This window comes from Streptomyces sp. NPDC030820 (genome assembly GCF_055572075.1).
The window spans coordinates 516,198-528,049 of the sequence record NZ_JBVIEB010000004.1; the positions used below are offsets into that span (position 1 = coordinate 516,198).

Consider the following 11,852-nt stretch of genomic DNA (forward strand, 5'->3'; position numbering starts at 1 on the left):
GGGTGACAGGAAACCGGGGGTGGGCAGCGGCTCCTCGGGGATAGCTTGCCTGCGTGATTCTCGAACCTCTGTCCCCCGGCCGGGACTTGCCGCCGCCGCTGCTGGCCGAGCTCACCGCGCTCTACGCGTCCAACCGCGAGTTCCACCGGCTCAGCGGCGACTTCCCCGACCCGGACGACATACGTCCCGAGCAGGTCGCGGCCACCGTGGCCGAGGACCTGGCCGGGCCGGGGGCCGAGGTGCTGCTCGCCCGCACGGAGGAGGGACGGCTCGTCGGACTCGCGGGCACACGCGCCCACCACCCCGACCCCGCCGACCCGGACCCCTGGATCGGGCTGCTGATGGTGGACGCGGCCGAGCACGGAAAGGGCCACGGCCGTGCCCTCGCGGGCCTCGTCGAGGACCGTTTCCGCGCTCAGGGCCGCCGCAGCGCCGTACGGCTCGCCGTCCTCGCCAACAACCCCAAGGCCCTGGCCTTCTGGACCGCCCTGGGCTACGAGGTGATCGACCACCGCCCCGACCGCGCCCTCGGCCGCCCCTGCGCCGTGCTGCGCAAGGTGCTGGGCGAGGAGTCGCGCACCCCGAGGAGGGCGGCCCGGATCGCTGTCGTGGACCCGGACGGCGCGGTCTTCCTGTTCCAGTACGACAACGACGAGGTCGGCTTCCACTGGGCCCTGCCCGGCGGTGGCCTGGAGCCCGGCGAGTCCCCGAGCGAGGGCGCCCTGCGGGAGCTGGCCGAGGAGACCGGCTGGACCGACCTGGAGCCGGGCCAACTGCTGTGCACCTGGGAGCACGACTTCACGCGCGCGGGCATCCCCGTCCGCCAGCACGAGCACATCTACGTCACCCGCGGCCCGCGCCGGGACCCGGCCGGCCACCAGCTCGCCGCCGCACACGCGGCCGAGGGCATCCTCAGCCGGCGCTGGTGGACAAGGTGGGAACTGGCCGAGGCACCCGAGCCGGTGTGGCCGCCGGGACTCGCGGGACTGCTGGACGCGTGGGCGACTGCGGGTTCGTCGTAGCCGGTCGCGCCCACGCGGCGCCCAGCCCGTCACGGATGTCACGGGTGGGCCGGTTTGCCCTCGCCGTACAGCCAGTCCTTCCAGATCTCGGTGAAGTCCTTGTGCGGGGCCTTCTTCTCCACGTACGCGGTGAAGTCGGCGGTGCTCACGCTGCCGTTGCGGTGGGCGGCGGCCCAGCCCTGGATGATGTCGTAGAACGTGTCGTCGCCGACCTTCTGCCGGATCTTCTGGAGGACCATCGCGCCACGCTCGTAGACCGGGCTGTCGGAGATGTGCGCGGCGCTCGACGGCTTCGCGGGCGGGTAGGCCCAGATGGCCTTGTCGTCGCCGTTGTAGTAGTCCAGGAAGGTCTGCTGGGCGCTCTCGCCGCCGTGGTCCTCCCGCCACAGCCACTCCGCGTAGGTGGCGAAGCCCTCGTTGAGCCACATGTCCTGCCAGGACTTCGGGGTCACCGAGTCGCCGTACCACTGGTGGGCGAGTTCGTGCACCAGGGTGCCGGTGTCCGGGGCGCCGGGGAAGACGGGACGGTTCTGGGTCTCCAGGGCGTAGCCGGCGTCATCGGGGCGGTCGACGATCGCGCCGGTGGATGAGAAGGGGTACGGCCCGAAGTTGATCTCCTCCCACTTGATGATCTCGGGGAGCTGCGCGAGCACCTTCTCGCTCGCCTTCGCCTGGGTCGGGTCGACGGCGTTGAGGATCGGCAGTCCGTGCGGGCCGGTGCTGCGGGTGAGGTCGAAGTGGCCGACGGCGACCGTGGCGAGGTAGCTCGCCATGGGCTGGGCGGTGTGCCAGTGGTAGGTCGTACGGCCGCCCTTGGTGGACTGGTCCGTCAACTCGCCGTTGGAGACGGCCTGGAGGCCCTGGGGGACGGTGACGGTGAGGTCGTAGGAGGCCTTGTCGGAGGGGTGGTCGTTGCCGGGGAACCAGGCCATGGAGCCGACGGGTTCGCCGAGGCCGAGGGCGCCGTCGGCGGTGGGCAGCCAGCCCTCCTGCGAGCCGTCGGGGTCGGTGAGGGTGTGCGGGGTGCCCGAGTAGCGGACGGTGGTGCGGAAGGTCTCGCCGCTGCTCAGGTCGTCGTGCGGGCGGACGGTGAGTTCCTGGCCGGCCCGGTTGAAGCGGGCCTTCCTGCCCTCGACGGTGACCGAGTCGACGTGCAGCCCGGCGAGGTCGAGGTCGAAGGCGGACAGATCCTGGGTGGCGCGGGCGGTGATGACCGCCGTGCCGGTGAGATGGCGGGTGGCGGGGGTGTAGTCGAGGGTGAGGTCGTAGTGCGCGACGTCGTAGCCGCCGTTGCCGGCCTTCGGGAAGTAGGGGTCGCGTACGCCGGAGCCGCCGGGGGTGCCGTGCACACCGCCGTCGCACGCGGTGCCGGTCAGGGCGAGGGCGAGCAGGGCCGCGGCGGCCGGCACAAGGCGTACGGATCTGGACATGTCAGTGATCTTAAGTGCCGGGGTTCGAGTGATCCGAGTGTCCGGGGCTGCTGTCGAGGCGTGACACCATCTCTCCCGTGCTCGACATCGGCTACGCCCTCTCCAACCGGTTCCCGGACCCCCCGCAGACCGACTACCGCCGCGCGGACGTGCACGCGCTGCGGCACGATCTGTTCTGCGGTGATGTGTATCTCGCGGACACGAAGACGGACCGGGAGCTGTCCACGGCCTGGGGATGGGTGCCGGTGCTGGACTTCGCGTGGGCGCTGTGCGACATCGTGGAGCGGCTGGACCGGGACCCGATGGGCTCCCGCGCGGCCCGGCCGCAGCGGGCGGAGCTGGACTTCACCGAGTCCACCGACCGGATGCTGTTCGAGCGCCGCTTCGGCTGGGTGGACATCACCGCCGACTGGGTGCCGGCCGAGGAGTCCCCGCTGTCCTTCTCCCACGCCGAACTGCGCCGCGAGGCCCGCGACTTCCTGCACGACCTGATCGCCGACCTGACCGACCTCCATGAGGACCTGGCGGAGAACCCGGCCATCTGGACCCTCCAGGCCCGCTTTCCGCGGCTGCCGTAAGGCCTATTCCACCCGGATCCCCAGCTCCGCCGCCAGCGCCGGTGCCAGGTCCAGCAGTTGCCCCGTGCTGATCACCGCCCCCGACAGCCGGTCCAGCCCCCGCACGATCTCCAGCGGAGCCGCGCCGCGCAGGTCCACGTCCTTGAGTGTCGCGCTGCCGAAGTCGGCCTCTCTCAGCGCGCAGTCGACGAACTCCACCCGCTCCAGGCTCGCGCCCGCGAAGTCCGGCTCGACCAGCACGCAGGACTCGAAGACCACGTCCTTGAGGCGCGCCTCACGCAGATTCAAGTAATCGATCTTGCCGCCGCGGACCACGACCCGCTCCAGGACGGCGCCGTGCAGCTGCGTGCCGCCCAGCCGGGGGTCGATCAGCTCGACGTCCCGGAACGTGGACTCGGCCAGATGCGTGCCCACCCCGCGCAGTCCGGTCAGGACCGAGTCCAGGACTCTGGCCCGGCCCAGCGCCGCATCCTCCACCACGCAGCCGGTCAGCGCGCAGTCCATGAACCGGGCGCCCACGCCGTCCTGCCCGGTCAGGTCGGCGTCCCGGAACTCCAGCCCGTCATAGTCCCCGTCCGGCGCCAACTCGCCGTCGGACCACGGCTCCAGGGGCGGCAGCCGCAGCTCCGGCCGTCGCGCGCCCTTCACCGCTGCCCGGCCCGCCGCACGGCCGCCCGTCGCTCTCCTCGCCATGCCCCCCATGCTGCACCCCACCACTGACAGTCCGTCCGACCTGCGCATACCCCGGCGATGTCACATTCCGGCCCTGCCGAACAGTCCTAGTTACGGACCGACAGCCGTACGCACGGACCAGGTGTACCGATCCGAGGGAGGGCCCACCTCATGCACCGCCCCATGCACCGCATCACCGTCGTCGGCGGCGGGTTCGCCGGACTCACCGCCGCGATCACCGCCGCCGAGGCAGGCGCCACGGTCACCGTGTACGAGGCGCATCACACCCTGGGCGGCCGGGCCCGCACCGCCGAGGGGCCGTACCGCACCAACGAGGGCCCGCACGCCCTGTACAACGGCGGCCCGCACTGGGCCTGGCTCAGGCAGCGGAACCTGATCGGACCGCTCGCCCCGATCCCGGCCCTGGAGGCCGCCCGGCTGCGGCTGCGGCACCACGGCGCGCTGCGCCGCACCCCGCCCTTCGGGATGCTGAAGCTGCTGCGCCCCGGCATCCGGCAGGCGCCCGTCGACACCGACTTCCTGAGCTGGGCGACCGGTGTAGCCGGCGAGGAGGGCGCCCGCGCCGCCGCGCACTACGCGGCCGTCGCCCTGTTCCACCACGACCCCGGCGCCCTGTCCGCCGCGTTCGTGCAGGAACGGCTGCGCCGGGCCACCAAGCTGCCGCCGGAGGCGCACTACCCGGTCGGCGGCTGGGCCTCCCTGATCGACCGGATGGCCACCCGGGCCTGGAAGCTGGGCGTGCGGATCGAGACGCTGTCCCGCGTCGACACACTGCCCACCGACAGCCCCGTGGTCGTCGCCACCTCGCTGGCCGCCGCCCGCCGGCTGCTCGGCGACGACTCGCTGACCTGGCCGAGCGGCCGTACCGTCCTGCTCGACCTCGCCGTACGCACCCGGCGCGGGGACGCCTTCGCCGTCTCCGACCTGGACGCGCCCGGCTGGATCGAGCGGTTCACGGCACAGGACCGCTCGCTCGCCCCGGCCGGGGAGCAGCTGATCCAGGGGCAGTTCCCGATCGGGCCGGGCGAGTCCCGTGCCGACGGTCTCGCCCGCGCCGAGGAACTTCTCGACCTGGGCTTCCCGGGCTGGCGGGAGCGGCTGACCTGGCGCCGGGAGGCGGTGGCGGACGGCCGTACCGGGGCCGTGGACCTGCCCGGGAGCAGCTGGCGGGACCGGCCCGCCGTGGACCGCGGTGACGGGGTCTACCTGGTCGGCGACCAGGTGGCGGCGCCGGGTGTGCTGTCGGAGGTGTCCTTCAACAGCGCGGTCACCGCGGTGTCCCTGATCCTCGGCCGCCCCGTCCTTGACCTCAAGCGCGCTTGAGGTCGGAGCGTGGTCCCGTTGACACAGCCGTCCTCCTGGGGGGCCTCCATGCACGCCGTCCGTCTGTACGCCTTCGGTCCCGCCGAGAATCTCAGCTACGAGCAGGCCCCGGACCCGGTCCCCGGGCCGGGCCAGGTGCGGATCGCGGTCACCGCGGCCGGGGTGCACCTGCTCGACGCCGCCCTGCGCGCCGGGCACCGGGGCCCGCTGCCCGAGCGGCCCGCCCTGCCGACCGTGCCCGGCCGCGAGGTCGCCGGGGTCGTGGACGCGCTCGGCGACGGCGTCGACGGGCTGTGGCTCGGCAAGCGGGTCGTGGCCCATCTCGGTTTCGCGCCCGGAGGGTACGCCGAACTCGCTGTCACCGAGGTCGACCGCGTGCACGAGATCCCGCGGAACCTGGACTTCGCCGCCGCCGTCGCCATGATCGGTACGGGGCGAACGGCGCTCGGGATCGTGCGGTTCGCCGAGCCGGGGCCGGACGACGTGGTCGTCGTACCGGCCGCCGCCGGAGGCATCGGCACCCTGCTCGTGCAGTACGCCAAGAACGCCGGCGCCACCGTGATCGGACTCGCGGGCGGCCCGGAGAAGACGGCCCGGGCCCGGGCGAACGGCGCCGATCCCGCCGTCGACTACACCGACAGCGCCTGGCCCGCGAAGGTCCGGGCCGGCCTCGGGGCGAGGCAGGCCTCGATCGTCTACGACGGCGTCGGCGGCGAGGCGGCCCGGCAGTCCGTCGCCCTCCTCGGACCCGGCGGGCGGCACCTGGTCTTCGGCTGGTCGGCGGAGGGCGTCGGGGCGGGCGCGGGGCACTTCGTCGAGGGCGTCCCCCGGTCCGTGCTCGGCCCCGACATGCTCCGCAGGGCCGGTGGCCTGCGCGCGCTCGAACTGCGCGCGCTCGCCGAAGCGGCCCATGGCCGGCTGCGCCCCGCCGTCACCCGCTTCCCCCTCGCACAGGCGGCCGCCGCCCACCGCGCACTGGAGAACCGCGGCACGATCGGAAAGGTGGTACTCGAACCATGAAACGCGCACCGAAAGCCATACGAAACGCTCCGAGCGGCCGCAACGCACAGACGGATGCGATACGCCCCGATTCATGGTCTTCTGGCCAGATGAGTATCGGCCGAACGGGTGCGACCGGAACCCCCCGAGAGGCCCCGGAGGGGACCGACCCGCACCGCTGGTGGGCCCTCGTCGTCATCGCCCTCGCCCAGCTGATGGTCGTCCTGGACGCGACGATCGTGAACATCGCGCTCCCCTCCGCCCAGCACGCCCTGCACATGTCCGACGGCAACCGGCAGTGGGTGATCACCGCCTACACCCTCGCCTTCGGCGGCCTGCTGCTGCTCGGCGGCCGCGTCGCCGACATCGTCGGACGCAAACGCACCTTCGTCTTCGGGCTCATCGGCTTCGCCGTCGCCTCCGCGATCGGCGGCGCCGCCACCAGCTCCGGCATGCTCTTCGGCGCCCGCGCGCTCCAGGGCGCCTTCGCCGCCGTCCTCGCACCCTCGGCGCTCTCCCTGCTGACCACGACCTTCACCGACCCCCGCGAACGCGGCAAGGCCTTCGGCGTGTACGGCGCCCTCGCCGGCAGCGGCTCGGCGATCGGGTTCATCGTCGGCGGCCTGCTGACCGAGTACCTCAACTGGCGCTGGTGCCTGTACGTCAACGTGCCCATCGCCGTGCTCGCCGTGATCGGCGCCTTCGCCCTCCTGCACGACCGCCCCGGCCACCGCGAGTCCCGCCTCGACGTACCCGGCGCCCTGCTCGGCTGCGGCGGACTCGTCGCGATCGTCTACGGCTTCAGCGAGGCGCAGCCCCGCGGCTGGAGCGACTCCCTGGTGCTCGCCCTGTTCGCGAGCGGGCTGCTCCTGCTCACCGCGTTCGTCTGGTGGCAGAACCGCGCCCCGAGCCCCCTGCTCCCGCTGCACATCATCAAGGACCGCAGCCGCGCCGGCTGCTTCCTGACCATGATGCTCGCGACGATCGGCATGTTCGGGCTGTTCCTGTTCATGACCTACTACCTGCAGATCATCCTCGGCTACTCGCCGGTCAGGACGGGCCTCGCCTACCTGCCGCTGACCGCCGCGATCATCACCGGCGCCACGCAGATCTCCGCGCGGCTGCTGCAGCATGTGGCCCCGCGCATGCTCATGGCTCCCGGCATGGTCATCGCCGCGGGCGGCATGGCGCTCCTCACCCGCATCACGGTCCACTCCTCCTACACCACGGACATCCTGCCCGCCCTCATCCTCATGGGCCTCGGCATGGGCCTGACCTTCATGCCCGTGTTCGCGACCGCGACCGCCGGTGTCGCGCCCCGCGACTCCGGCGTCACCTCCGCGACCGTCAACACCTCACAGCAGGTGGGCGGCTCGATCGGTACGGCGCTGCTCAACACCATCGCCACCACCACCAGCACCGCCTACATCACCGCCCACCTGCGCGTCGGCGCACCCAAGGCCCTCGTGGTCCCGGCCGGAGTCGTCCACGGCTACACCGTCGCCATCTGGTGGGCGGCCGGCGTGATGCTCCTGGCGGGCCTGACCGCCGGCCTGATGGTCACGGCCAGGGCGCCGAAGCACGGGGTGCCGGCCGACGCCCCGGTACCCGAGTCAGTGATCTGACGCCAACCGCGCGAGCGGCCCGTCCGTCAGCCGGTACACCGTCCACTCGTCCTGCGGACGGGCACCCAGCGCCTCGTAGAAGCCGATCGCGGGCTGATTCCAGTCGAGCACCGACCACTCCAGGCGCTCGTACCCGCGCTCCGCACAGATCCGCGCCAGCTCCGTCAGCAGCGCCCGGCCGTGCCCGCCGCCACGGGCACTCGGCCGGACGTACAGGTCCTCCAGATGGATGCCGTGCACCCCGCGCCAGGTCGAGAAGTTCAGGAACCACAGCGCGAACCCCACGGCCTGACCGGTGGCGTCGTCCACAGCCATGTGGACGAACGCCGCCGGCCGCTCACCGAACAGCGCCTCCCGGAGTTGTTCCTGCGTCGCCCTCGCCTCGTGCGGGGCCTTCTCGTACTCGGCCAGCTCACGGATCAGGGCGCGGATGACGGGAAGGTCGGCGGGTGTCGCGGTACGAATCATGCGGTGAGGCTAATCGCTGAGCCGGCGCGCGATCTCCAGCTGCCGCTCCTCGATCGGCCGGCCGTCCGCCACGTCCCACAGGGCCCTCTGCAGCAGCCGGCCCAGCGTCCAGGCGCGCGCCCGCTCCCGGTCCAGACCGAGCACCTCCGTCATCGCGTCGAAGCGCCGGCGCACCTCGGCCGCCTCGAAACGGTTGTCCAGCGCCGGCCACAGCTCGAAGCCCGGATCGCCGGCGAGCGGCTTCGGGTCGATGGCCAGCCACTCGGCGCGAGCGGCGGCCAGCACGTTCTCGAAGTGCAGATCCCAGTGCAGCAGCCGGTCACCGGGCTCCGCGACGACCTCCCGCACCGCGGCCGCGCAGTCGGCGACCGTCCGGCGCACCCGGAGGTCGGGGATGCGCTCCAGCGCCCAGGGCGTCCGCTCCAGCATGGCCTCGGCGATGTCACCGAGCCGGCGCATGCCCGGCGGGGCCGGGACGGACGTCAGCCGGGCCAGCAGCCGGGCGATGACCACGACGGCCGCACGCGTGTCGGCCACGGCGCACAGCACCCGCGACTCGTCCAGCCGCTCCAGGAGCATGGTGCCCGTCGCCGGATCGTGGTCCAGCAGCCGTACGGCCGCGTCGCCGTCCCACAGCCGCAGCGCGACCGGCTCGCCCTCGTTCTCCTCGTCCGGCAGCTGGAGCTTGACCACGGCGCGGCCGCCGTCGGCCCGGACGACCGGCAGGACCAGAGCGCTGACGCCGTTCATCGAAGGCCCGTCGAGCCGCAGCCGCCAGCGGTCCAGAAAGGCCGCCGCAAGGTCCGGCAGCCCGGCGACGAACGCCCGCCCCGCCGCACCGTTGTACGTCTCCTGGGCCCGTGCGAGATCGCCGGGAATGTCAATCACGGACCGGACGATACTGCCGTGCGTGAATCGCCTCATGCGAATCATCCGGGGCCTCGGCCATGTGTGGGCGTACATCCGCAGTGCTCCCGGCACGTATGTGTGGCTGGCGGTCCTGTTCGTGACGACCGTCGCGCTGCACCAGATGTCGCCGGAGTTCGAGCAGCACTTCCTGCGGCAGCGGTCGACCAACATCCACGAACTGTCCCGCAATCCCGTACGGGTCCTGGTGGCCAGCGCGATGTGGATCGACAGCGGCCACTGGCTTCCCTATGTCCTGCTGTACACCGTGTTCCAGGCGCCCGCCGAACGCTGGCTCGGCACGGCCCGCTGGCTCGCGGTGTGCGCCCTGGCGCACGTCCTGGCCACCCTCATCAGCGAGGGCGCCCTGCTCAAGGCCATCCGGGACGGCATGGCCCCGCACTCGGCCGTCAACACCCTCGACATCGGCGTCAGTTACGCCCTGGCCGGGGTCATCGGCGTCCTCGCCTACCGCATCGCGGCCCCCTGGCGGTACGCGTATCTCCTGGTCATCCTGGTCGTCTTCACCCTGCCCCTGGCCGCGGGACGCACCTTCACCGAACTCGGCCACTTCGTCTCCGTACTGATCGGACTGGCCTGTTACCCCCTGACCAGAGGCCGCGGAAAAGCATGGAATCCGAAGGAGACACTGGCCGCTCCAAGGGGTTAACGTCCCGGCCATGAGCAGCACGGCAAGCAGTGTCGTCAACGGCGGGATCTCCTTCTGGTACGCGGACGACGGCCTCCCCGCGGTACGCGAGCCCCTGCCCGGGGACGCGACCGCCGACGTCGCGATCATCGGCGGCGGCTACACCGGCCTGTGGACCGCGTACTACCTGAAGAAGGCCGCCCCGTTCCTCCGCATCACCGTCCTGGAACAGAAGTTCTGCGGCTACGGCGCCTCCGGCCGCAACGGCGGCTGGCTCTACAACGGCATCGCCGGCCGCGAACGGTACGCCAGGCTGCACGGCCGCGAAGCCGCCGTACGCCTGCAGAAGGCGATGAACGACACCGTCGCCGAGGTGATCGCGGCGGCCGAGGCGGAGGGCATCGACGCCGACATCCACCGGGGCGGCGTCCTCGAGGTGGCCACCACACCCGCCCAACTGGCCCGCCTCAGGGCCTTCCACGAACACGAGCTGTCGTACGGCGAGAAGGACCGGGAACTGTACGGCGCCCGCCAGACCGCCGAACGCATCCGCATCGCCGACGCGGTCGGCTCCACCTGGACCCCGCACGGCGCCCGACTGCACCCGGCGAAGCTGGTCAAGGGCCTCGCGGCGGCGGTCGAGGCCCTCGGCGTCACCATCCACGAGTCGACCCCGGTCACCGAGATCCGCCCCAAGCACGCCGTCACCCCCTACGGCACGGTCCGCGCCCCCTACATCCTGCGCTGCACCGAGGGCTTCACCGCGTCCCTGAAGGGCCAGAAGCGCACCTGGCTCCCCATGAACTCCTCGATGATCGCCACCGAACCGCTGACCGATGACCAGTGGGCGTCCATCGGCTGGGACGGCCGCGAAACCCTCGGCGACATGGCCCACGCCTACATGTACGCCCAGCGCACCGCCGACGGCCGCATCGCACTCGGCGGCCGCGGGGTCCCCTACCGCTTCGGATCGAGGACGGACAACGACGGCCGCACCCAGGCGGCCACCATCGAGGCCCTCCACGAGATCCTGACCCGCTTCTTCCCGGCCCTGGCCGGCGTCCGCGTGACGCACGCCTGGTCGGGCGTCCTCGGCGTACCCCGCGACTGGTGCGCCACGGTGACCCTCGACCGCTCGACGGGCCTCGGCTGGGCCGGCGGGTACGTCGGCTCCGGCGTCGCCACCACCAACCTGGCCGCCCGCACCCTGCGCGACCTGGTCCAGCAGGACTCCGGCCAGGGCGGCCGCACCGAGCTGACGGACCTGCCCTGGGTGAATCACAAGGTCCGCAAGTGGGAACCCGAACCCCTGCGCTGGCTCGGCGTCCACGGCATGTACGCCACCTGCCGCACCGCCGACCAGCGGGAACGCCTCCGCCCGGGGACGGAGTCCGCACGGCTGGCGAAGATTGCGGACCGGGTGGCGGGACGGCACTGAGCGGCCCGCCGGTGCGCGGACATTGTGCCCAATCGCCCCGCACGCTGTGGGCCGTCCGGCCCTATCTACGTCGGACGCCAGGACAAACAGTCGATTCAAAGAGATCGTTTGAAAACCCCTTAGGGGGTGTCGGCATGCTTGCAAAGAAGGCCGGGAAGGGCTCAATGCTCGCTGCCGTGTGCGCGGCGCCCATCCTCGCAATGGCAGCCGGCACCGGCGCATCAAGCGCGGCTGACTATCCCTCGTCCACGTCACCGGTGTCTGTGCCAGCGGTCGCCTCGCAGCCTGCCTGCGACCAATCCGGCAACGGCATGGGCGGTGAGCAAGGCAGCGGCTCGGGTTGCGACCAATCCGGCAACAGCTCGGGGGGCGACCAGGGCAACAGCCCGGGTGGCGGCCAGGGCAACAGCTGGGGTGGCGGCCAGGGCAACAGCTGGGGTGGCGGCCAGGGCAACGGCAACCAGGGCAACGGCTCGGGCGGGAACGGCCACATCCGCCTGCACACCCATAACCGCAACAACAATTACAACAACAACCACATCCGCCTGCACATTCATAACAAAAACAGCAACCACTACAGGCACGACGATCGCTGAGGTTTGCTGGGCTGGCACCGAGCAGGCCGACGAGAGCGGGCCGACCTGAGGGAAACCCCAGGTCGGCCCGGTTGTCTGGAGTCCCCTGTCGGATTCGCCAGCCGAATTCAGGATTCAACCAATCA

Annotated in this window: 12 protein-coding genes; 8 read left to right on the plus strand and 4 right to left on the minus strand. The window is 71.9% G+C overall.

Annotated features, from left to right (window positions below; all coding sequences use genetic code 11):
* The first annotated feature begins 53 nt into the window (after positions 1-53).
* Entirely contained in the window at positions 54-1,022 is a 969-nt protein-coding gene (locus ACZ418_RS14205) for a bifunctional GNAT family N-acetyltransferase/NUDIX hydrolase (RefSeq protein WP_468362053.1), read from the plus strand.
* A gap of 38 nt (positions 1,023-1,060) precedes the next feature.
* Here the strand turns inward: ACZ418_RS14205 and ACZ418_RS14210 are convergent, their stop codons facing one another.
* Positions 1,061-2,452: a M1 family metallopeptidase gene (locus ACZ418_RS14210; RefSeq protein WP_468362055.1), complete on the minus strand. Its 1,392-nt coding sequence runs from the start codon at positions 2,450-2,452 to the stop codon at positions 1,061-1,063.
* 77 nt (positions 2,453-2,529) lie between these two features.
* On the opposite strand from ACZ418_RS14210, the gene ACZ418_RS14215 reads away from it, so the two are divergent.
* The gene (locus ACZ418_RS14215) at positions 2,530-3,030 is read left to right on the plus strand and encodes a hypothetical protein (RefSeq protein WP_450983080.1); all 501 of its coding nucleotides are present in this window, start codon (positions 2,530-2,532) and stop codon (positions 3,028-3,030) included.
* Between the two features lie 3 nt (positions 3,031-3,033).
* Here the strand turns inward: ACZ418_RS14215 and ACZ418_RS14220 are convergent, their stop codons facing one another.
* A complete protein-coding gene (locus tag ACZ418_RS14220; protein WP_468362057.1) occupies positions 3,034-3,723 on the minus strand; it encodes a pentapeptide repeat-containing protein in 690 nt (229 codons plus the stop codon).
* Positions 3,724-3,885: 162 nt separating this feature from the next.
* On the opposite strand from ACZ418_RS14220, the gene ACZ418_RS14225 reads away from it, so the two are divergent.
* From ACZ418_RS14225 to ACZ418_RS14235, 3 genes are all read left to right on the plus strand, one after another.
* Positions 3,886-5,046 (plus strand): NAD(P)-binding protein, encoded by a 1,161-nt coding sequence (locus ACZ418_RS14225; RefSeq protein ID WP_468362335.1) that lies wholly within the window; start codon positions 3,886-3,888, stop codon positions 5,044-5,046.
* Between the two features lie 48 nt (positions 5,047-5,094).
* On the plus strand, positions 5,095-6,066 hold the full coding sequence (locus ACZ418_RS14230; RefSeq protein ID WP_468362059.1) for a zinc-binding dehydrogenase: 972 nt from the start codon (positions 5,095-5,097) through the stop codon (positions 6,064-6,066).
* An 89-nt stretch (positions 6,067-6,155) separates the two neighbouring features.
* Positions 6,156-7,670 (plus strand): MFS transporter, encoded by a 1,515-nt coding sequence (locus ACZ418_RS14235; protein WP_468362061.1) that lies wholly within the window; start codon positions 6,156-6,158, stop codon positions 7,668-7,670.
* On the opposite strand, the gene ACZ418_RS14240 is transcribed toward ACZ418_RS14235, so the two are convergent.
* Together ACZ418_RS14240 and ACZ418_RS14245 are read right to left on the minus strand one after the other, a co-directional pair.
* Complete coding sequence (locus ACZ418_RS14240; RefSeq protein ID WP_468362063.1) at positions 7,659-8,138, minus strand: GNAT family N-acetyltransferase; 480 nt, start codon at positions 8,136-8,138, stop codon at positions 7,659-7,661. The genes ACZ418_RS14235 and ACZ418_RS14240 overlap by 12 nt on opposite strands.
* 9 nt (positions 8,139-8,147) lie before the next feature.
* Positions 8,148-9,062 (minus strand): aminoglycoside phosphotransferase family protein, encoded by a 915-nt coding sequence (locus ACZ418_RS14245; RefSeq protein ID WP_468362065.1) that lies wholly within the window; start codon positions 9,060-9,062, stop codon positions 8,148-8,150.
* On the opposite strand from ACZ418_RS14245, the gene ACZ418_RS14250 reads away from it, so the two are divergent.
* The 3 genes from ACZ418_RS14250 (at position 9,061) to ACZ418_RS14260 (ending at position 11,727) form a co-directional block, all read left to right on the plus strand.
* Positions 9,061-9,714, plus strand: a complete 654-nt coding sequence (locus tag ACZ418_RS14250) for a rhomboid-like protein (protein WP_468362067.1) — start codon at positions 9,061-9,063, stop codon at positions 9,712-9,714. The genes ACZ418_RS14245 and ACZ418_RS14250 overlap by 2 nt on opposite strands.
* 10 nt (positions 9,715-9,724) lie before the next feature.
* Positions 9,725-11,131 carry an NAD(P)/FAD-dependent oxidoreductase gene (locus ACZ418_RS14255; protein ID WP_468362069.1) on the plus strand — a complete coding sequence of 469 codons (1,407 nt, stop codon included), beginning with the start codon at positions 9,725-9,727 and terminating at the stop codon, positions 11,129-11,131.
* A gap of 134 nt (positions 11,132-11,265) precedes the next feature.
* Positions 11,266-11,727 (plus strand): hypothetical protein, encoded by a 462-nt coding sequence (locus ACZ418_RS14260; RefSeq protein ID WP_468362071.1) that lies wholly within the window; start codon positions 11,266-11,268, stop codon positions 11,725-11,727.
* Positions 11,728-11,852: the final 125 nt, after the last annotated feature.

What these genes read in the sequence shown, in the direction of transcription:
- ACZ418_RS14210 (WP_468362055.1), bottom strand. Translation starts at nt 2,452, where the DNA reads ATGTCCAGATCCGTACGCCTTGTGCCGGCCGCCGCGGCCCTGCTCGCC.
- ACZ418_RS14220 (WP_468362057.1), bottom strand. Translation starts at nt 3,723, where the DNA reads ATGGCGAGGAGAGCGACGGGCGGCCGTGCGGCGGGCCGGGCAGCGGTG.
- ACZ418_RS14225 (WP_468362335.1), top strand. Translation starts at nt 3,886, where the DNA reads ATGCACCGCATCACCGTCGTCGGCGGCGGGTTCGCCGGACTCACCGCC.
- ACZ418_RS14230 (WP_468362059.1), top strand. Translation starts at nt 5,095, where the DNA reads ATGCACGCCGTCCGTCTGTACGCCTTCGGTCCCGCCGAGAATCTCAGC.
- ACZ418_RS14235 (WP_468362061.1), top strand. Translation starts at nt 6,156, where the DNA reads ATGAGTATCGGCCGAACGGGTGCGACCGGAACCCCCCGAGAGGCCCCG.
- ACZ418_RS14240 (WP_468362063.1), bottom strand. Translation starts at nt 8,138, where the DNA reads ATGATTCGTACCGCGACACCCGCCGACCTTCCCGTCATCCGCGCCCTG.
- ACZ418_RS14250 (WP_468362067.1), top strand. Translation starts at nt 9,061, where the DNA reads ATGCGAATCATCCGGGGCCTCGGCCATGTGTGGGCGTACATCCGCAGT.
- ACZ418_RS14245 (WP_468362065.1), bottom strand. Translation starts at nt 9,062, where the DNA reads ATGAGGCGATTCACGCACGGCAGTATCGTCCGGTCCGTGATTGACATT.
- ACZ418_RS14255 (WP_468362069.1), top strand. Translation starts at nt 9,725, where the DNA reads ATGAGCAGCACGGCAAGCAGTGTCGTCAACGGCGGGATCTCCTTCTGG.
- ACZ418_RS14260 (WP_468362071.1), top strand. Translation starts at nt 11,266, where the DNA reads ATGCTTGCAAAGAAGGCCGGGAAGGGCTCAATGCTCGCTGCCGTGTGC.